Raw genomic sequence first — 19889 nt, 5'->3', positions numbered from 1 at the left:
CTGGAACGCGGATCGCCGGTTGCGCTCCGCGTCGGCGGGACGCGCTCGGTCGACCGGAGAGGCTCCTGAGCACCGCCGAGCGCAACCGGCGATCCGCGTGGGAGCGGATCGTCGTGCGCGGTACGCAACCCGCTCTGCGGAACGCGACGACCCTCCCCGGCCGACCGCGGCCGATCGACGACGCAGGAGGAGAGAGGCTCTTGGGCACTGCGCAACCGGCGATCCGCGTGGGAGCGGATCGTCGTGCGCGGTACGCGACCCGCTCTTCCCAGCGCGACCACCCTCCCGGCCGACCGCGGCCGATCGACGACGCAGGAGGAGATCGGCTATGAGTGGAGCCGCAGCGCCGTCCAGAGCTCGGTGCGGGCGGAGACGTCGTCGAGGTCGAGGCCGAGGGCGCGCTCGACGGCGGTGATGCGGTTGCGGAGGGTGTGACGGTGCACGCCGAGGTCGCGGGCGGCGGGCTCCCAGGCGCCGTTGCGGCGGAGCCAGACGCGGGCGCTCTCGAGCAGCACGGCTCCCTCCGGGGTCAGCAGCGGTGCGAGCATCCGGCGGGCGAGCGGTGCTGCTCCGGCGGCGGCGAGAAGCCCGATCATCCCCTCGGCGGCGACGTCCTCGAAGCGGACCACCGTCCCGTCTCCCGTGCGCTCGGCGGCGCGCCGCGCCTCCTCGAGGCCCCGGTCCAGGTCCGACCAGCCGATCGGGGCGGAGGCGCCGGCGCTCGCGCCGTGCCGCTCCAGCACGGCGGTCAGCGGCTCGAGTCCGTCGGCGGCGGCCACGGCGACGAGCGAGCCGTCCCTCTCGGCGAAGAACAGGCGCGCGCCGTCCTCCTCCGCCACGACCTCCAGCTCGTCGAGGAGCGAGTCGCCGTGCACCGGCGTGCTCAGCACGACCACCCGCACGGGCTCGGCGGGCAGCGGGCTCCCCAGGCGCCGTGCGGTGCTCTCGGCGACGTCGAAGGCTCCCGCGGCCAGCAGCTCGAGCAGACCGGAGCGCAGCTGCCGGCGGGAGGAGTCCAACGCGCGCCGCTGCTCCAGCGCGATGCTCGCCAGGGCGATGACGCTCGCGACGAGGTCGCTGCCCGCCGGGTCCAGGGGCGTGCCGGTGCCCACGGCGAGCACCCCGCGCAGGTGGTCGCGGCGCCCGATCGTCTGCAGCGTCACTCCGCCGCCGTCGTCGAGTCGGAGTCCCGCTCGGCTGCCGCGGGTCAGGGCGTGCCTCGCGGCCGCGGCGACCGCCTCCTCCGCCGGCACGTCGAGCCGGGTGGGCAGGTGCACCCTCTGCCCGGCCGCGTCGTAGAGGGCGACCCAGCAGTCCAGCTGCCGCTCCAGCTCGGTGAGGATCGCCGCGAGCCCGTCCGGCCGCAGCGCCGCACGGGCGACCCGCCGCTGCGCCTCGAGCGACCACTCCAGCCGCTCACGCTGCTCCCGCGAGATCACGTCGGCGACGAACCGGATGATTCCCATGAACGGAGTCAGGTCCGCCACCTCCAGCAGCGGCAGGCCCTGGCGCTCGCACGCCGTGACGAGAGCGGCGGGCACCTCGTCGTGCACGATGCGGGTGGCGAAGCCGAGCGCGCGGATGCCGCGGCCGCGCAGCCGGGCGACGTACTCCTCCGAGAACTCGGCGCTGTCGTGCCCGGTGAAGTGGACGCCGTCGGTCAGCAGCAGCTGGCCCGACTCGAGCCAGGGCGTCGGATCGACGAGGTCCGAGGAGTGCGCCCACACCAGAGGGGCGTCGAGGTCGGCCTCGTCGTGGACGCCGGCGAGCACGCGCAGGCGGAAGGCCGGTTCGGCCAGCAGATCGCGGACGGTCGCGGGCATGCGCGGCTCCCTTCGACGTTCCGTCCATCGTAGGGTCCGCGGATCGACGGATCCGCACGCCCACTTCCGAGGTGCGCGCGGCACGATGGGGAGCATGACGTCCTCGACCGCCCCCACCGTCCGCGACAACGCCTCGGTCACCGCCGCCGACCGGTCCCGCGTGTTCCACTCCTGGTCGGCGCAGGGCGCGCTGAACCCGCTGCCGATCGCGGGCGGTCTCGGCGCCGAGGTCTGGGACGTCGACGGCACCCGCTACCTCGACTTCTCGAGCCAGCTCGTGAACGTCACCATCGGCTACCAGCACCCGAAGGTCGTCGCCGCGATCCAGGAGCAGGCGGGCGTCCTCACCACCGTCGGCCCCGCCTACGCGAACGAGACCCGCGCCGAGGCGGCCCGCCTGATCACCGAGCGGGCGCCCGAGGGCATGGAGAAGGTCTTCTTCACCAACGGCGGCGCGGATGCGAACGAGAACGCGATCCGCATGGCGCGGCTGTTCACCGGCCGCGACAAGGTCGTCTCGCTGTACCGCTCGTACCACGGCAACACGGGAGCGGCGATCGTCTCGACCGGCGACTGGCGCCGCATCCCGAACGAGTACTCCCGCGGGCACGTGCACGCCTTCGGGCCCTACCTGTACCGCAGCGAGTTCTGGGCCGAGACCCTCGAGCAGGAGTGTGAGCGCGCCCTCCACCACCTCGAGCGCGTCGTGCAGGCGGAGGGGCCGGAGTCGATCGCCGCGTTCCTCCTCGAGACCATCCCCGGCACCGCCGGCGTGCTCACCCCGCCGCCCGGCTACCTCGCGGGTGTGCGCGAGATCGCCGACCGGTACGGCATCCAGCTGATCCTCGACGAGGTCATGGCGGGCTTCGGCCGCACGGGGGAGTGGTTCGCCTTCGACGCCTTCGACGTGCGCCCCGACCTGATCACCTTCGCGAAGGGCGTGAACTCCGGCTACGTCCCGATCGGCGGCGTCGTCATCTCGGATCCGATCGCCCACCACTTCGACGAGCGCGTCTTCCCCGGCGGTCTCACCTACTCGGGCCACCCGCTCGCCGCGGCCAGCGTCGTCGCGACGCTCGAGGCGATGGAGGAGGAGGGGATCGTCGACAACGCGCGCACCATCGGCTCGGAGCACCTGGCCCCCGGCCTGGCGGCGCTCGAGGCGAAGCACGACCTGATCGGCGAGGTCCGGGGATCCGGAGTGTTCTGGGCCCTGGAGCTGGTCACAGACCGGGCCGCGCGCACCCCGCTGTCGGCGGCCTCCGTCGCCCGCCTCAAGGCCGACCTGCTGTCCCGCGGTCTTCTGCCCTTCACCGCCGACAACCGGATCCACGTGGTCCCGCCGGCCGTCATCACCCCCGCCGAGGTCGCCCGCGGGCTCGGCATCCTCGACGACGCCCTCACCGCCTTCAGCGGCTGACCGCACTCTGTTCCTCCGAGCGCCGCGCGGGGGCGGTGTTCTCGCGAGGCGTGTCCGGGGATCCGCGGTGCAGCGGATCCGCGTCGCCGTGCGTATCCCGTTCCTTGGGACCCGGCCGCGCGCTCGGGCCGACTGCGGGACGCCGCGCGGGGGGCGGCGTTCTCGCGAGGCGTATCCGGGGATCCGCGTTCCAGCGGATCTCCGTCGCCGTACGCATCCCGCTCCTCGAGACCCGGCCACGCGCTGGAGCCGACTGCGGGACGCCGCGCGGTGAGCGGCGTCCTAACCAGCACTGTGCAAGGCGAACGCCGTCACGAACCCGAGCACCGCGTACAGCCCGGTGAGCACGTCGTCGCGGTCGAACGCCTCGGGGATCATCGTGTTCGAGATCATGGCGAGGATCGCGCCGGCGGCGACGGTCGTCACGAAGGCCACGACCGCGCCCGGTGCGGTGGCGAAGACCAGGAAGCCGACCAGCGCCGCGGCGGCCGAGATCGCGGCGATCCCGCCCCAGACGGTGAAGACGTAGCGGGCGGAGCGGCCGTCGGCTTTCATGCCGACCGTCGAGGACAGGCCCTCGGGGAGGTTCGAGATCGCGACCGCGGCGACGATGGGCACGCTGATCGCCGCTCCCGCTCCGCCCTGGGCGACCGAGAGGCCGAGCACGATCGATTCGGGGACCCCGTCGATCAGGGCGCCGGCCGCGATGGCCGCGCCTCCTCCTCCGCCCGACCCCTTCGCGCTCTTGCGGTTCCCCGCGCCGGCGCGGGTGAGCAGCGCGTCCGCCCCGACGAAGACGACGGCTCCCGCGAGCGTGCCGAGGATCGTCGGGAGCAGTCCTCCGTCGTCCGCCGCCTCCTGCACGAGCTCGTAGGCGAGCGCCGAGATCAGCACCCCTGCTCCGAACGCGGAGATCGCGGCGGTGAGCTTCGGGGGCACGCGCACGAACCAGGCGAGCGCGGCGCCGATCAGGAGGGTGGCGCCGCCGATGGCGCCGCTGGCGAGGGCGAGGGTCCAGGGAGGCACGGCTCCACCCTGGCACCGGCGGTGTCCGGCCGCGGCGGGCTTGACGGGGGCGCTCCGGCGGCGCTCGACCCGCCTCCGCCCGCCCCGACAGCTGTCGTGCAGGCGTCGGGCCGCGATGCCCGGCCGATCCTCGGCGATGGAGGGCCGCTCAGGCCGGGCGTCCCCGTAAACTGCCGGAATGGCGGAGTTCAGCGCGAGTGTTTTCCAGAACGAGTTCCTCTCGGACGGCGCCACCGACGTGCACGCCATCGTCACGGTGACCGCGTCCGGCACGGGGGTCGCCGGGTCCGACGGGGCCGCGGCCGAGATCATCATCGTCGACTGCTCCGGATCGATGACCGGCGAGAACATGACGGCCGCCAAGCGCGCCGCAGCCGTGGCCGTCGACCAGATCCTGGACGGCACCTTCTTCGCCGTCGTGGCCGGGTCCGAGCGCGCCGACCGCGCCTTCCCCTACCCCAACGCCACCGTCTCGATGGTGCGGATGGAGCCGGGGGCGCGAGCCGCGGCGAAGGAGGCGATCGGCTACCTCCAGGCCGACGGCGGCACCGCGATGGGCACCTGGCTGACCCTCGCCCGCCAGCTGTTCGCGACCGTGCCGGAGGCGACGCAGCGGCACGCGATCCTCCTCACCGACGGCAAGAACGAGCACGAGTCTCGGATGCAGCTGGACGCGGCGATCCGCGCGGCGTCCGGCGACTTCCAGTGCGACGTGCGCGGCGTCGGCTCCCGCTGGATCGTCGAGGAGGCGCGCACCATCGCGAGCGCCCTGCTGGGCACCGTGGGCCTGATCGCGAACCCGGCCGACATGGCCGCCGACTTCGAGTCGCTGATGCGGGCGTCGATGGGCCGGGGAGTCGCCAACGGCGAGCTCCGCGTCTGGACTCCTCAGGGCGCGCAGCTGCTCTTCGTCCGCCAGGTCGCGCCGAACCTCGAGGACCTCAGCTCCCGGCGGAACGCCGTGAACCCGCTCACCGGCGCCTACCCGACCGGCGCCTGGGGCGACGAGTCGCGGGAGTACCACGTGGCGGTCCGGGTCGCGTCGAAGCCGGTCGGCTCGGAGCAGCTCGCCGCGCGGGTGCAGCTCAGCGTGCGCGACGAGGTGGTCGCCTCCGCCCTGGTGAAGGCGCGCTGGACGGACGACTCCGCACTGACCGCCCGCATCGACCCCGCCGTCGCCCACTACACGGGCCAGACCGAGCTCGCCTCGGCGATCCAGGACGGGCTCGCAGCCAAGGCGCGGGGCGACGAGGCGACCGCCACGGTCAAGCTCGGGCGGGCGGTGCAGCTCGCCTCCGTCACCGGGAACGACGAGGCGACCGCGAAGCTGCGGAAGGTCGTCGAGATCGACAACCCGAACGAGGGCACCGTGCGGCTCAAGCGCGGCGTGGACCGCCTCGACGAGATGGCGCTGGACACCGCGTCGACCAAGACCACGCGGGTGCGCAAGTGAGCTTCCGCTGTCCCGAGGGGCACACCTCCCAGTCCGGCGACTACTGCGACGTCTGCGGGGCGCCCATCGGTGCCGCTGCGGCCCCGTCGCCCGCTCCCGCCGCGCCGACCACCGCGATCCCGACCGGCCCCTCGGTCTGCCCGCACTGCTCGTTCCCGAACGAGCCCGGCGCCCTGTTCTGCGAGAACTGCGGCTACGACTTCACGACCGGCTCCCTCCCCGAGGCCGATCCGTTCACCTCCTCCGGCGCCGTCCGCGCTCCGGGCGAGGTCGGCGGCTCCGCGACGCCGTCGGGGGACCCGGCCCAGCACCTGGGCGAGGCGCCCGCGCCGCAGGCCGATCCCGCGGCTCCCACCGAGCTGGTCCCGGAGCAGGAGGCCGGCTTCGACACCCCCGTCGCGACCGCGCCGCCCGCCGCTCCGCCGACCGAGGTGATCCCGGAGGCCGCAGCGTCCGAGCCCGCAGCCCCCGACCCGGCGCCCGAGGCCTCAGCATCGGAGGAGGAGGCCGCGTCCGCGCCGGCCACCGGCTCCGCCCGCCCCGCCGCCGCCTCCGCGGACCCGGACCGCCCGTGGATCGCCGAGCTCTGGGTCGACCCGGAGTGGTACGCCGAGCAGCGCGCCGACGACCCGATGCCCTCGCCCGGCCCGCCCGCGACCGTCGTCCTCCGCGAGCGCACCCTGCTCGTCGGCCGCCCGTCCGTCTCCCGCGGCATCTCGCCGCAGGTGGACTGCGGATCCGACTCCGGTGTCTCGCGGCGCCACTGCCAGCTGAGCACCGACGGCTACCGCTGGTGGGTCGAGGATCTGCAGTCGGCGAACGGCACGTACCTCGCCCCGGCCGGGGCGCCGCTCCCGCAGTCGCCGATCGCCGCCGGGCAGCGCCGCGAGGTCGAGGAGGGCGATCGGATCTACGTGGGCGCCTGGACGCGGATCGTACTCCGTCCCGCGTTCCCCGGCGAGGCCTAGGGCCCCGCGCCCGGTCGTTCAGCGACCGGCGAGCGCTCCGAGCATCCACGACAGCGCCGCGATCGCGCCGACGCCGACCACGCTCGAGCCGATGATCACGGAGCGCCGGATCCGTGCCGCGCGCGAGTCCGAGGCGGTCGGCGCGGCCGCCGCCGTGCCCGTCGTCATCCCGCCGCGGAGCCGGTGCGCGACCTCGTCGGCGGTCGGCCGCTTCTCCGGGTCCCGCTGCGTCATCGAGGTCAGCAGCGCCCGCCACTCCGCCGGCAGGGTGTCGGGCACGGAGGGGCTGCGGTGGAGGCGGGCGATCGCCGCCTCGAGGACGGTGCCCGAGTACTCGCGGTGACCGGTGATCGCCTCGAGGAGGACCAGGCCGAGGGAGAAGACGTCGCTCGCTCCGCTGATCGGCTCGCCCGCGACCTGCTCCGGGCTGACGAAGCTCGCGGTGCCGATCACGACGCCGTCGCTGGTGAGGCGGGAGCCGTCCATGAAGTGGGCCACGCCGAAGTCGGTGAGCTTGGCGGTGCGGGCGTAGCCGCTGGAGGCGACCTCGCTGACCAGGATGTTCGCGGGCTTCACGTCGCGGTGCACGACGCCGCGCTCGTGCAGGTAGGCGAGGGCCTCCGCGAGCTGCGTGCCGATCGCCGCGACCTCCGCCGCTGGGAGGGGGCCGGACTCGAGCCGCGCCTCCATCGTGGGGTCGGCGACGAGCTCCATCACGACGTAGCGGCGGACCTCGCCGCCGAAGTTGTGCAGCCCCGCGTCGAAGAGGTTGACGATGCCCGGGTGGGCGAAGGAGCTCAGCATCCGCACTTCGCGCTCCTGGCGGGCCACGTCCTCGGGGTTCGAGGCCTCCGCGCGGAACACCTTCACGGCGACCTCGCGCTGCACGGTCTCGTCGCGGGCCCGGTAGACCGAGCCCATCCCGCCGGAGCCGATGCGCTCGATCAGGAAGTAGCGGCCGGCCACCTTCTGCTGGGCGGCGTTCGCGGCGACGGTACTCATGGCGATCCCGCCTTCCGCTCGAACGGTGCGCTCCGGAGCGCACGAAATGGGCGCCTGCGTCGACGGTACCCCGGGGCGGCGCCGGCCGGGTCGGCGGAACGGGGGGATTGACACTCCCGGCCCCGGACGGGGGACGAATGGCCGCTCAGCGCACCGATCGGCACCCCCCGCCGCGGGGTCAGCGGAGGCCGCTGCGCGCGAAGCCCTGCACGAAGTAGCGCTGGAACACCAGGAACAGCACCACCATCGGCACGACGTTCACCAGGGCGAACGCCATGGTCGCTCCGTAGTCGCTGCCGAACTGCCCCTGGAGGAAGAGCAGCCCGATCGGGAGCGTGAACAGCGCGTTCTCCTTCAGGGCGATGAGCGGCCAGGCGAAGTCGTTCCAGGAGCCGAGCAGCGACATGAAGAAGAGCACGGCGATGAGCGGCTTCGAGAGGGGGAGGACGATGGCCGTGAACACGCGGAAGTGCCCGGCGCCGTCGATCCGGGCCGCCTCGATCAGGTCCCGCGGGATCGCGAGGATGAACTGCCGCGCCAGGAACAGCCCGAACGCCGAGGCCGCCGTCGGCAGGATCACCGCCCAGTAGCTCCCGTAGAGGCCGAGGTCGGTGACGAGCCGGAACAGCGCCACCATGATCACCTGCACGGGCAGGGTGAGCGTCGACAGGGCCAGGAGGAAGAGCACTCCGGATCCGCGGAACCGCAGCTGCGCGAAGGCGTACCCGCCGAGCAGGTTGATCGTCACGGTGATCAGCGCGGTGACCAGGCTGATCGCGAGGGAGTTGCCGAACCAGGTCGCTACGGGGAACGACGAGAACACGCGCTCGAAGTTCACCAGCGTCAGCTCGCGCGGCCAGAGGCGGAGGGTGCCGCCGAGCAGCTCGGACCGCGAGGAGAACGCGACGACGACCATCCAGTACAGCGGGAAGACGATGACCACCGAGACGGCGAGGGCGAGAGCGAGGCGGAGCAGGCGCGAGGTGCGCGACGTGCGGATCATTCGACGAGGTCCCTCGAGCGGTTGGTGCGCCACTGCACGGCGGTGAAGATCATGGTCAGGATCAGCAGCACGATGCCGATGGCTGCGGCGTAGCCCTGGTCGCGGGTGACGAACCCGGTGTCGTAGGCGTAGGTCACGAGCACCGAGGTCGCGTTCTGCGGTCCGCCGCCGGTGAGCACGAAGACGATGTCGAACACCTGGAACGAGTAGATGACGTTGAGGATGAGCAGGAAGAACGACGACGGGCCGACCAGCGGCAGCGTCACGTGGCGGAACTGCTGCCACGCGTTCGCTCCGTCGAGCCGGGCCGCCTCGTAGAGCGCCGGGTTCACCCCCTGCAGCCCCGCCAGGTAGATGAGCATGTTGAAGCCGGTGCGCCACCACAGGGTGACGAGCACCACGGAGGCGAAGGCCGCCGCTCCGCCGGACTGCCAGGCGATGCGGGGGAGGCCGATCGTCTGGAGCATGCCGTCGAGCACGCCGCTGTTCTCGTCGAAGATCAGCACGCCCATCAGCGCCGTCGCCACGCCGGAGACCGCCATCGGCAGGATGAGGATGCTGCGGAACACCGGACGCGCGGGCAGCACCGAGTTCATCAGCACCGCCGCGCCGAGGCCCAGCGCCATCGAGAGCGGGGTCACGATCAGGGTGAACAGCGCCGTGTTCAGCGTCGAGCGCCAGAAGAGGCCGTCGCCGAGCAGCCGCGCGTAGTTGTCGAGTCCGACGAAGACGCCGTCGCCGAAGCCGTTCGTGCGCTGGAAGCCGATCAGGAACGCGCCGCCCAGGGGGACGAACACGAACAGCCCGAGCATCAGCAGGTTCGGCGCGAGGAACGCGTAGGCGGCCGCCGTCTCGCGGGCGGGGGCGCGGGAGGTGCGCCGGGGGCGGGCGGTCACCGCCTCCGGCGCGAGGACCGACCGGCTCACTGCGTCGCGGCCGCGATGCCGGAGGTGAGGCCGGCGATGGTGTCCTCGGTGCTGCGCCCGCCGACGAAGGCCTGCTCCAGCTGCTCCTTGAGCACCGTGATGATCGCGGCCATGTCGGGCGAGGCGACCTGCGCCGAGTCGGACGCCTGGACGGTGCCCGCCTGGCCGAGGAACACCTCGGCGAGCTCGGGGCGCACGGCGAACTCGATGCCCGACTCCGTGAGGTCGCGGCGAGTGGGGAGGAGCGAGGCGCCGGCGCAGAAGTCGCGCATCGCCTCCTCCTCCGTCACGAACGCGAGGAAGGAGGCGGCCAGCTCCGGGTTCTTCGCGGCCTTGGTCGCGACGAGGGCGTTGCCGCCGAAGTCGCCGCCTCCGCGCACGTTGCGCGGGGAGTAGGTGGCGCCCCACTCGAAGTCGAGGGTGGAGTCGGCGTCGGGGATGAGGAACGCGCCGGCGAAGGTCATCGCGGTGGTCTGCGAGTACCAGAGGTCGCTGGCGTAGGTGGTCGCCTGCACGGAGCTGCTCGGCGGCACGAGGCCGTCGGTGAAGAAGCTGCGGCTGAAGTCGATCGCGGCGCGGCCGGCGGCGGAGTCGATCGCGGGCCCGGACAGGTCCTCGGTGAGGAAGCGGCCGTCGGCCTGGAAGAGCAGGCTGAGCCAGCGCGTGACGCCGTTGCCCTGCCAGTTGTAGGCGAAGGGGTAGCGCTCGGCGGGGAGCGAGGCGCGCAGCTTCCGCCCGACCTCGGTGAACTCCTCCCAGGTCCACGCCTCCTCGGGCGAGGAGGGGAAGGAGGTGACGCCCGCGTCGGCCAGCACCTGCGTGTTGTAGAGGATCAGCGAGGTGTCGGTGTGGTGGGGGACGCCGAAGGGGCTCCCGCCGCTCTGCACTGCGGCCCAGGCCGGATCGGTGAACCGCTCGGCGACCTCGGAGTCGAGGAAGCCCGACAGGTCCAGGAGCTGGTCGCGGCCGGCGTAGCTGCCGAACGTGTAGTACGGGACCCGGAAGACGTCCGGCGGGTTCCCCGCCTGCAGCTGCGCGTCGATGTTGGTGAACATCTGCTCGTACGGGACCGCGTTGAGGGTCACGGTGGCGCCGGCGTTCGCCGACTGGAACGCGTCGATCGCGCGCTGGAAGCCGGCCAGCTCGGCGTCGGTGCCCCAGGTGGTGAAGGTGAGGGTGTCGCTGCCGGCGCTCGCCGCGGGGCCCGCGGGGGCGAAGCCGCAGCCGGAGAGGACCGGGACGGAGGCGGCGACGCCGAGCGCTCCGAGGAAGCGGCGGCGGTCGAGGACCGCGCGTCCGAGCTGCGAGAGGTCGAGAGCCCCCGCGGGGAGGCCCTTGCTGGTCAGGCCCATGACGGCCTCCTTCCGGGGGCCATTGGCAGGCTCCCGGGGGCAGGCTATTCCGGCAGGGCCGCGGGAATCGCGGCTGGACGGATCGGCCGATCCATGAGAGGAGCGGCCGATCCGCCCGGCGGGCGTTCAGCCGCGGCGGCCGAGCATCCCCTCGAACGAGCCGTCGAGCGCCCACGGGTCGGGCGCGGAGCCCGAGCGGGAGGAGCGGGCGGCTTGATCGGCCAGCTCGCGTCCGGCGCGCTCGATGCGCGAGGGCAGCGCCCGTCCGTCTTCGGTCGCGCCGCCCCAGTCGTCCGTCGCCGCGAACACGGTGGTCGCGAGGGGCGCCGCGTGCAGGTAGGTGAAGAGCGGGCGCATCGCGTAGTCGACGGCCAGGGAGTGGCGGGGGGACCCGCCCGTGGCCGCCAGCAGCACGGGCAGGCCGCGCAGCGCCTCCGTGTCGAGCACGTCGACGAACGACTTGAAGAGCCCGCTGTAGCTGGTGGTGAAGATCGGCGTCACGGCGATCAGGCCGTCGGCGCCGGCGACCGCGTCGAGCGCGGTCTGCAGTGCGGGGCTCGCGAAGCCGGTGAGGAGGTTGTTCGTGACGTCGTGCGCGAGGTCGCGCAGCTCCACGACGCTCCGCTCGACGGTGAAGCCCTGCTCGGTGAGGGAGGACTCGGCGGCGTCGGCCAGGCGGTCGGCGAGCAGCCGGGTCGAGGACGGCTGGCTGAGGCCGGCCGAGAGGACGGTGATCCTGCGGGTGTCCATGGAGAGCTCCTGACTAGACGGTGACGGGCTCGGCCGCGGGCTGCGCGTCGCGCGCGGCCACGAGGGAGGCGTGGGTGGGGGCGTCGGGCACGTGCGCGCGGCGGCCCTCGGCGAAGCCGGCGCGGAGGGCGGGGAGGATCTCGCCGAGCATGTCCATCTGCTCCAGGACGGTCTTCAGCGGGAGTCCCGCGTGGTCCATCAGGAAGAGCTGGCGCTGGTAGTCGCCGACGTACTCGCGGAAGCCGAGGGTGCGGTCGATGATCTGCTGCGGGGAGCCGACGGTGAGCGGGGTCTGCTCCGTGAAGTCCTCGAGCGAGGGGCCGTGGCCGTAGACGGGGGCGTTGTCGAAGTAGGGGCGGAACTGCGAGACCGCGTCCTGCGAGTTCTTCGCCAGGAAGATCTGCCCGCCGAGGCCGACGATCGCCTGGTCGGCGGTCCCGTGGCCGTAGTGCTCGAAGCGCTGGCGGTAGAGCTGCACCATCTTCTGGGTGTGCGAGGCGGGCCAGAAGATGTGGTTCGCGAAGAAGCCGTCGCCGTAGTAGGCGGCCTGCTCGGCGATCTGCGGGGAGCGGATCGATCCGTGCCACACGAACGGCGCGACGCCGTCGAGGGGGCGCGGGGTCGACTGGAAGCCCTGGAGGGGCGTGCGGAACTGGCCCTCCCAGTCGACGAAGTCCTCGGTCCACAGGCGGTGCAGCAGGTCGTAGTTCTCGATCGTCAGCTCGATGCCGCGGCGGATGTCCTTGCCGAACCACGGGTAGACGGGGCCGGTGTTGCCGCGGCCGAGCATCAGGTCGACGCGGCCGCCGGCGAGGTGCTGGAGCATCGCGTAGTCCTCGGCGAGCTTCACCGGGTCGTTCGTGGTGATGAGGGCCATCGCGGTGGAGAGCGTGATCCTCTCGGTCTTCGCCGCGAGGTAGCCGAGCGTGGTGGTGGGGGAGGAGGACCAGAACGGCGGGTTGTGGTGCTCGCCCAGGGCGAAGACGTCGAGGCCGATCTCCTCCGCCTTCAGCGCGATCGCGAGGGTCGCCTGGATCTTCTCGGACTCGGACGGGGTCCGTCCGGTCGTGGGGTCGGTCGTGATGTCGCTGACCGTGAAGATGCCGAACTGCATCAGGCGCTCCTTCTGTCCTCCGGCCCGGTGGGGCCTGGTCCATGCGTTTGCATGTACATCCTCATTCAACCACGTGCGGCCGGATCTATTCCCGAGGATCCGCGGGCCTCCGCCGGCCTGTCGGAGGACGGCGCCGGTGCCGAGCCCGGACGTCGCCGACCCGCCCCGCTCGCCCCGCGGCCGCCCGAAACATCCCCGCAATACGCCCCGCACTAGAGTCGTGCCATGGGTGACCTCTTCGACGGATACGGGTCCCAGAAGGTCGAGCGGCCCGACACGGGCGCCACCCCCTGGGACGAGATGTTCGCCGACGTGGCGTCGACCGGAGGCCCCGACGGGGTCCGCGGCGCCTACCGCGACATCTACTCCTCGCTCGCGCGGATGACCCAGGAGGAGCTGCGCGGCCGCACCGACGCGCTCGCCTCCTCCTACCTCGCGCAGGGCGTCACCTTCGACTTCGCGGGGGAGGAGCGGCCGTTCCCCCTCGACGCCGTCCCCCGGGTGATCGAGCGCGCCGAGTGGAACGAGGTGCAGACCGGCATCAAGCAGCGGGTCCGTGCTCTCGAGGCGTTCCTCGCCGACGTCTACGGCCCGCAGAACGCCGTGGCCGACGGCGTCATCCCCGCCGGGCTGATCTCGAGCTCCAGCCACTTCCACCGGCAGGCCGCGGGCATCGTCCCCGCGAACGGCGTGCGGATCCAGGTGTCCGGGATCGACCTGATCCGCGACGAGAAGGGCGGCTGGCGGGTCCTCGAGGACAACGTCCGCGTGCCCTCCGGCGTCTCCTACGTCATCTCGAACCGCCGGGTGATGGCGCAGACGCTGCCCGAGCTGTTCGTCTCGATGCGGGTGCGCCCGGTCGGCGACTACCCGAACAAGCTGCTGCAGGCCCTCCGCGCCTCCGCCCCCGAGGGCGTCGACGACCCGACCGTGGTCGTGCTCACCCCCGGCGTCTACAACTCCGCCTACTTCGAGCACACCCTCCTCGCCCGCCTCATGGGCGTCGAGCTGGTCGAGGGCCGCGACCTGTTCTGCACGGGCGGCAAGGTGTTCATGCGCACCACCTCCGGCCCGACCCGGGTCGACGTGATCTACCGCCGCGTGGACGACGAGTTCCTCGATCCGCTGCAGTTCCGCGCCGACTCGATGCTCGGCTCACCCGGGCTGATGCTCGCGGCCCGGCTCGGGAACGTCACGATCGCCAACGCGGTCGGCAACGGCGTCGCCGACGACAAGCTCGTCTACACCTACCTGCCCGACCTCATCCGCTACTACCTCTCGGAGGAGCCGGTGATCAAGAACGTCGACACGTGGCGCCTGGAGGATCCGGGAGCGCTCGAGGAGGTGCTCGACCGCCTCGACGAGCTCGTCGTGAAGCCGGTCGACGGCTCCGGCGGCAAGGGCCTGGTCGTCGGGCCGGCCGCCTCGGCGAAGGAGCTCGCGGAGCTGCGGTCCCGCCTCCAGGCCGACCCGCGCGGCTGGATCGCGCAGCCGGTCGTGCAGCTCTCCACCATCCCCACCCTCGTCGACGACGGGATGCGTCCCCGGCACGCCGACCTTCGGCCCTTCGCCGTGAACGACGGCACCGACGTCTGGGTGCTGCCCGGCGGCCTGACCCGCGTCGCGCTCCCGGAGGGACAGCTCGTCGTCAACTCGTCGCAGGGCGGCGGATCGAAGGACACCTGGGTGGTCGGCCTCGAGGAGGCGCGCAGCGCCGAGCCCGAGGCGCGCGACATCCAGGCGCTCGTCGCCGAGCAGGCCGCGGTCACCAGCTCCATCCCGATCGTCTACCCGCTCAACCACACGCCCGACCACTCGCCGCAGGACGCGCCGAACACCGACCAGGACCAGCAGCAGCAGCAGACGCTCGCGGCGGGGGAGGACGACTGATGCTCTCCCGGATCGCCGAGTCGCTGTTCTGGATCGGCCGCTACATCGAGCGGTCCGACGGCACCGCCCGCATCCTCGACGTCCACCTCCAGCTCCTGCTCGAGGACCCGTGGATCGACGAGGACACGGCCTGCCGCTCGCTCCTGTCGGTGATGGGCTCGACCCCGCCCGACGACATGCGCGAGATCACCCGCGCCGACGTGCTGGCGATCCTCGCGATCGACCGCACGAACCCCGCCTCGATCGCCTACTCGCTCGGCGCGGCCCGCGAGAACGCCCGCCGGGCGCGCGAGATCGTCTCGACCGAGCTCTGGGAGTGCCTCAACACCACGCGCACCCGCATGCCGCGCCGCGTCTCGGGCGAGCGGGTGTCGGAGTTCTTCAGCTGGGTGCGCGAGCGCTCCGCCCTCGCCGTCGGCATCATCGAGTCGGCGACCTCGCGCGACGAGGCCTGGCAGTTCTTCACCCTCGGCCGCTCGATCGAGCGCGCCGACATGACCGCCCGCCTGCTCGCCACCCGCTCGCTGACCGAGGCGAGCGGCCCGTCCTGGACCACGATCCTCCGCTCCTGCGGCGCCTACGAGGCGTACCTGCGCACCTACCGGGGCGTGCCGAGCGCGCGGAACGCGGCCGAGTTCCTCCTCCTGGACCGGCTGTTCCCGCGCTCGATCCTCTTCTCGGTCTCGCGGGCGGAGGCGTGCATGCGCGACATCGAGCCGCGCACCGGCCGCATCGGCCACTCCGGCGACGCGCAGCGCGTCCTCGGGCGGATCCGCAGCGAGCTGGAGTTCCGGCCGATCACCGACATCCTCGAGGACCTGCCGCGGCACATGGACAGCGTGCAGGAGGCGACCTCGGCCGCGTCCGAGGCGATCCGCCAGCGGTACTTCCCCACCAACGTCATGCCGAGCTGGATCGGGGAGGCGCTGTGAGCAGGCTGCGCATCAGGCACACCACGGGCTTCACCTACGCGGGGGACGTGGTCGCGTCCTACAACGAGGCGCGGATGCTCCCCGCCTCCTCGGACGGGCAGCTGGTGCTGTTCTCGAACCTCGACATCCGGCCGGTGACCTCGGTGCACGCCTACACCGACTACTGGGGCACCCGCGTCTCGTCGTTCGACGTGCTCGACGCCCACCGCGAGCTCTCGCTGACGGCGACCTCGCTCGTCGAGATCCGGCCGAAGCAGCACCCCGACCACCCGACCGGGTGGGATCAGCTGTCCGAGCAGGTCGAGACGCGCACCGAGTACGTGGAGCAGTCGAAGCAGACCCACCGCACCGCGCCGCCGGAGGACCTCGCGGCGATGGCGCGCTCGCTCGCGGACGAGGCGGCCGGCCCGTGCGAGGCCGCGCTCACCATCGCCGAGACGATCGGCCGGGCGATGACCTACCGGCAGGGCGTCACCGGCGTGCACTCCACCGCGACGGAGTCGTGGACCGCGCGCGAGGGCGTCTGCCAGGACATCACGCACATCGTCCTCGGGGCGCTGCGCTCGGTGGGCATCCCGGCGCGCTACGTCTCGGGCTACCTGCACCCCAAGCCGCACGCCGAGATCGGCGAGACCGTGGTGGGGGAGTCGCACGCCTGGGTCGAGTGGTTCTGCGGAGGAGCGTGGCGCGGCTACGACCCGACGAACCTGATCGACATCGGCGACCGCCACGTCATCGTCGGCCGCGGCCGCGACTACAACGACATCGCGCCGTTGCGCGGGGTGTTCGCCGGGCCCCGCTCGTCGAAGCTCTTCGTCCGCGTCGAGATCACCCGCGAGGCCTGAGGGCGGGCGGCGGTCGCGCCCCGCGTCGGGGGCGACCCGTCGAGCGGGCGGTCCGCGGAGCCGCCCCGGCGCGCGGACCGGCCGACGGAGCTTAGGCGCGCGGGCGCAGCAGGGGGACTCCGCCGGTGGCGGGCAGAGCCTCCGGCCCGGGGGCCGCGAGCCGGACGGCGCGGCGCAGGCGGAGGTGGAAGGCGAGTCCGATGGCGGCCGCCGCGATCCCGGAGGCGGCGCCGACCAGCATCGCCTGGCGCGGACCGTAGGCGTTCGCGACCCAGCCGATCAGCGGTGCGCCGATCGGGGTGCCGCCGACGAAGATCGCCATGTACAGCGCCATGACCCGGCCCCGCATCTCGGGGGCGGTCGAGAGCTGCACGTAGCCGTTGGCCGAGGTCATCAGCGTCTGCGCCGCGATGCCGACGAAGGGGAGCAGGATCGCGAACGCCCAGACCGTCGGCATGACGCCGGCCAGCGCGAGCGCGACGCCGAACGCCGCGGAGGCGCCGACGATGAGCCGGAGCCTCGGGCGGTCGCGGCGAGCCGAGAGGAGCGCCCCCAGCACCGAGCCGACGGCGATCGCGGAGGAGAGCAGGCCGAACTCGCTCGCCCCCATGTCGAACTCGACGGTCGCCATCGTCGAGGCGAAGATCGGGAAGTTCAGGCCGAAGGTGCCGATCAGGAACACGATCGCGAGCACCACGAGGATGTCCGGCCGCTTCGAGACGTAGCGGAACCCCTCCAGCAGCGCACCCGGGCCGCGGGTGGCGCGCGGGGCGCTGCGGAGCTGGTCGCGGTGCAGCGCGCGCAGCGAGAGCAGGACGGCGAGGAAGCTCGCGGCGTTGAGGAGGAAGACCCAGCCGGAGCCGACCGCGGCGATGAGCACGCCCGCGAGGGCCGGTCCGATCATCCGCGCCGAGTTGAAGGAGGCCGAGTTCAGCGAGACGGCGTTGGTGAGGTCGCGCTCCTCGACCAGCGCCGAGACGAAGGTCTGGCGCACGGGCGCGTCGATCGCCGCGGCGAAGCCGAGCAGCAGGGCGAAGAGGTAGACCATCCAGAGCTGGACGACCCCGGTCACGACGATGAGCCCCAGGCCGAGCCCGAGCGCGCCCATCGCGCCCTGGGTGGCCATCAGGAGCTTCCGCCGGTCGAAGCGGTCGGCGATGAAGCCGGAGAAGGGCACCATCACGAGCTGCGGTCCGAACTGCAGCGCCATGGTCACGCCGAGCGCCGTCGCGTCGTGGTCGGTCAGGTCGTTGATCACGATCCAGTCCTGGGCCGTGCGCTGCATCCAGGTGCCGACGTTCGAGACCATCGCGCCCGCGAACCAGATGCGGTAGTTCGGCACGGCGAGGGAGCGGAACATCGCGCTCATCGGTCGGCCACCGCGCGCAGGACCGCCGCCGCGTCGTGGAGCAGGCGCAGGTCCTCGGGAGGGAGCTCCTCGAGGCGCGCCACGAGCCAGGCGTCGCGGCTGCGGCGCACGTCGAGCACCAGTGCGGTGCCGGCCTCCGTGGGGCGGATGCGGGTGACGCGGCCGTCGGCGGGGTCGGCCAGGCGCTCCGCGAGTCCTTCGTCGACCAGGCAGCCGACCGTGCGGGTCATCGAGGGCGGGCGGACCCGCTCCGCCTCGGCCAGCTCGCCGAGGGTCTTCGCGCCCTCGCGGTGCAGGAGCGCGAGCACGCTGAACTGCGGATCGCTGAGCTCGTGCTGGGCCTTCTCCTGCCGGAGCCGCCGTCCGAGCCGGCCGACCGCTGCCCGCACCTCGCCCGCGAGGGAGGTCAGCGGGAGATCGGTCTGCGGGGTCTGGATCTGAGCGGTCTCGGTCGATGGCACATAGTTAGCCTAACAAAAGAACTGCCCGCTCAGGCGGAGGTCCGCGCGGTCCGCACCGCCCCGATGCTCGCGGCGACCACGAGCGCGATCCCGACGGCCTCGACGGCGCTGAGGCGCTGGCCGAGCACGAGGAAGCCCGAGAGCGCGGCCGCCCCGGGGGAGAGCGACATCAGGATCGAGAAGGTCGAGGAGCGCAGGCGCCGCAGCGCCAGCAGCTCCAGCGCGTAGGGCACCGCGGAGGAGAGCACCGCCACGGCGAGCCCGAGGAGCAGCACCGGCGGCACCACCAGGGCGGGCCCGGCGGAGGCGAGGCCGAACGGCAGCGACACGATCGCGCCGGCCGCCAGCGCCAGCGCGAGCCCGTCGATCCCCTGGAACCGCCCGCCGGTGCGGCCGGCGAAGACGATGTACGCGGCCCAGAGCACAGCGGCCCCCAGCGCGAAGCCGACGCCGACCGGGTCCAGCGCCGAGAACCCGCCCTGCGACAGGGTCACCACTCCGGCCAGCGCGAGCACCGCCCAGACCAGGCTCAGCACGCTCCTCCCGGCGATCACCGAGAGCGTCAGCGGCCCGAGCACCTCGAGGGTGACGGCGGCGCCCTGCGGAATCCGGGCGATGGCCTCGTAGTAGCAGGCGTTCATCCCGCCGAGGGCGAGACCGTAGGCGGCGACGGTGGCCCAGTCGCTCCGGCTGTGGCCGCGCAGCCGCGGACGGCAGACCAGGAGCAGAACGACGGCCGAGAACACCAGCCGGAGCGTGACGGTGCCGATCGGCCCCGCGGCGGGGAAGAGCAGCACGGCGAAGGAGGCGCCCAGCTGCACGCTCGCGACCGACCCGAGCACCAGGCCGATCGAGCCCGCGCTCGCCGGGCGCCGCTCCGGAGCGGCCGCTGCGCTCAGCTGGAGCGCCGCTGCGTCTGGACGGGCGGGACGTTGTAGCCGAGCAGGCCGACGCCGGTCGCGTCCCAGCGCAGCGTGGTCAGCGAGACGTTGTCGACCACGGGGAAGGTGTGCCGGTAGGTCTCGGGGTTGATGCCGAGGTAGGCGCACAGCAGGAGGCGGATGAGCGTGCCGTGCGCGACGACGAGCACGCGGCCGTCGGGGTGCTCGCGGTGGATGCGGGCGAGCGAGGTGTTCGCGCGGGCGACGGCGTCGAGGCCGGACTCGCCGCCGGGCATCGGCTGGATGGCCGGCGCCGCGACCCAGGCGTGGTACTCGTCCGGGAAGCGCTTCTCCATCTCGTCGATGGTCAGCCCCTCACCGCGGCCGAAGTCGACCTCGACCAGCGCCGGGTCGGGCTGCAGCTCGAGGTGGGCCGCCCGCGCGGCGGGCACGGCGGTGCGCACGGCCCGGACCAGGGTGGAGGAGTACACCGCCTCGAGGTCGGCGTCGACGGCCCAGGCGGCCAGAGTCGCCGCCTGGTCCTGGCCCCGGGGGGTCAGCGCGATGTCGGAGGAGCCCGCGAAGCGGTTCTCGGAGTGCCAGACAGTCTCTCCGTGCCGGGCGAGGATCAGGGTCGTCACCCCCTGAGCCTACCGACCGCGCGGGCCCGCGGG

18 protein-coding genes are annotated in these 19889 nt (G+C 73.0%); 6 read left to right on the top strand and 12 right to left on the bottom strand.

The features are described 5' to 3' along the window. Positions 1-326 precede the first annotated feature (326 nt). Positions 327-1823, bottom strand: a complete 1497-nt coding sequence (locus C5C59_RS12100; RefSeq protein WP_181134896.1) for a PucR family transcriptional regulator — start codon at positions 1821-1823, stop codon at positions 327-329. Positions 1824-1917: 94 nt separating this feature from the next. Between C5C59_RS12100 and C5C59_RS12095 the strand changes: the two genes are divergently transcribed. Next, positions 1918-3243, top strand: a complete 1326-nt coding sequence (locus C5C59_RS12095) for an aspartate aminotransferase family protein (RefSeq protein WP_104238602.1) — start codon at positions 1918-1920, stop codon at positions 3241-3243. Between the two features lie 282 nt (positions 3244-3525). Here the strand turns inward: C5C59_RS12095 and C5C59_RS12090 are convergent, their stop codons facing one another. Beyond that, positions 3526-4269, bottom strand: coding sequence for a ZIP family metal transporter (locus tag C5C59_RS12090; protein WP_104223842.1), 744 nt, complete (start codon positions 4267-4269; stop codon positions 3526-3528). 178 nt (positions 4270-4447) lie between these two features. Here C5C59_RS12090 and C5C59_RS12085 point away from each other — a divergent pair, with 178 nt between their 5' ends. Together C5C59_RS12085 and C5C59_RS12080 are read left to right on the top strand one after the other, a co-directional pair. Next, entirely contained in the window at positions 4448-5722 is a 1275-nt protein-coding gene (locus C5C59_RS12085) for a VWA domain-containing protein (RefSeq protein ID WP_104238603.1), read from the top strand. Next, positions 5719-6690: an FHA domain-containing protein gene (locus C5C59_RS12080; RefSeq protein ID WP_104238604.1), complete on the top strand. Its 972-nt coding sequence runs from the start codon at positions 5719-5721 to the stop codon at positions 6688-6690. Before C5C59_RS12085 ends, C5C59_RS12080 begins: the two co-directional genes overlap by 4 nt. Before the next feature lie 18 nt (positions 6691-6708). Here the strand turns inward: C5C59_RS12080 and C5C59_RS12075 are convergent, their stop codons facing one another. The 6 genes from C5C59_RS12075 to C5C59_RS12050 form a co-directional block, all read right to left on the bottom strand. Then, the gene (locus tag C5C59_RS12075) at positions 6709-7692 is read right to left on the bottom strand and encodes a serine/threonine-protein kinase (RefSeq protein ID WP_104238605.1); all 984 of its coding nucleotides are present in this window, start codon (positions 7690-7692) and stop codon (positions 6709-6711) included. A 178-nt stretch (positions 7693-7870) separates the two neighbouring features. Then, the gene (locus C5C59_RS12070) at positions 7871-8695 is read right to left on the bottom strand and encodes a carbohydrate ABC transporter permease (RefSeq protein ID WP_104233145.1); all 825 of its coding nucleotides are present in this window, start codon (positions 8693-8695) and stop codon (positions 7871-7873) included. Further along, positions 8692-9591 (bottom strand): carbohydrate ABC transporter permease, encoded by a 900-nt coding sequence (locus C5C59_RS12065; RefSeq protein ID WP_244229482.1) that lies wholly within the window; start codon positions 9589-9591, stop codon positions 8692-8694. The genes C5C59_RS12070 and C5C59_RS12065 overlap by 4 nt, the downstream gene beginning before the upstream one ends. Before the next feature lie 26 nt (positions 9592-9617). Then, entirely contained in the window at positions 9618-10973 is a 1356-nt protein-coding gene (locus C5C59_RS12060; protein ID WP_104238606.1) for a sugar ABC transporter substrate-binding protein, read from the bottom strand. A gap of 126 nt (positions 10974-11099) precedes the next feature. Beyond that, positions 11100-11723 (bottom strand): FMN reductase, encoded by a 624-nt coding sequence (locus C5C59_RS12055; protein WP_104238607.1) that lies wholly within the window; start codon positions 11721-11723, stop codon positions 11100-11102. Positions 11724-11736: 13 nt separating this feature from the next. Beyond that, the gene (locus tag C5C59_RS12050) at positions 11737-12837 is read right to left on the bottom strand and encodes an LLM class flavin-dependent oxidoreductase (protein ID WP_104238608.1); all 1101 of its coding nucleotides are present in this window, start codon (positions 12835-12837) and stop codon (positions 11737-11739) included. Between the two features lie 225 nt (positions 12838-13062). On the opposite strand from C5C59_RS12050, the gene C5C59_RS12045 reads away from it, so the two are divergent. From C5C59_RS12045 to C5C59_RS12035, 3 genes are read left to right on the top strand one after another with little or no spacing between them, the layout of a single operon-like run. After that, positions 13063-14727, top strand: coding sequence for a circularly permuted type 2 ATP-grasp protein (locus C5C59_RS12045; RefSeq protein WP_104226201.1), 1665 nt, complete (start codon positions 13063-13065; stop codon positions 14725-14727). After that, positions 14727-15659, top strand: a complete 933-nt coding sequence (locus C5C59_RS12040) for an alpha-E domain-containing protein (RefSeq protein WP_104223851.1) — start codon at positions 14727-14729, stop codon at positions 15657-15659. The genes C5C59_RS12045 and C5C59_RS12040 overlap by 1 nt, the downstream gene beginning before the upstream one ends. Continuing rightward, the gene (locus C5C59_RS12035; protein WP_104223852.1) at positions 15656-16504 is read left to right on the top strand and encodes a transglutaminase family protein; all 849 of its coding nucleotides are present in this window, start codon (positions 15656-15658) and stop codon (positions 16502-16504) included. The genes C5C59_RS12040 and C5C59_RS12035 overlap by 4 nt, the downstream gene beginning before the upstream one ends. 91 nt (positions 16505-16595) lie before the next feature. On the opposite strand, the gene C5C59_RS12030 is transcribed toward C5C59_RS12035, so the two are convergent. The 4 genes from C5C59_RS12030 to C5C59_RS12015 are packed head-to-tail and all read right to left on the bottom strand — an operon-like array spanning position 16596 to position 19856. Continuing rightward, on the bottom strand, positions 16596-17873 hold the full coding sequence (locus tag C5C59_RS12030; RefSeq protein ID WP_104238609.1) for an MFS transporter: 1278 nt from the start codon (positions 17871-17873) through the stop codon (positions 16596-16598). Further along, complete coding sequence (locus C5C59_RS12025; protein WP_258062756.1) at positions 17870-18334, bottom strand: MarR family winged helix-turn-helix transcriptional regulator; 465 nt, start codon at positions 18332-18334, stop codon at positions 17870-17872. The genes C5C59_RS12030 and C5C59_RS12025 overlap by 4 nt, the downstream gene beginning before the upstream one ends. A gap of 29 nt (positions 18335-18363) precedes the next feature. Further along, entirely contained in the window at positions 18364-19176 is an 813-nt protein-coding gene (locus tag C5C59_RS12020) for a DMT family transporter (RefSeq protein ID WP_244229480.1), read from the bottom strand. Between the two features lie 53 nt (positions 19177-19229). Then, the gene (locus C5C59_RS12015; RefSeq protein ID WP_104238610.1) at positions 19230-19856 is read right to left on the bottom strand and encodes a histidine phosphatase family protein; all 627 of its coding nucleotides are present in this window, start codon (positions 19854-19856) and stop codon (positions 19230-19232) included. Positions 19857-19889: the final 33 nt, after the last annotated feature.

This window comes from Rathayibacter sp. AY1F4 (assembly GCF_002931775.1).
GTDB lineage: Bacteria > Actinomycetota > Actinomycetes > Actinomycetales > Microbacteriaceae > Rathayibacter.
The sequence above is the reverse complement of the archived record's forward strand: the minus strand, read 5'-3'. Positions and strand labels throughout refer to the sequence as shown.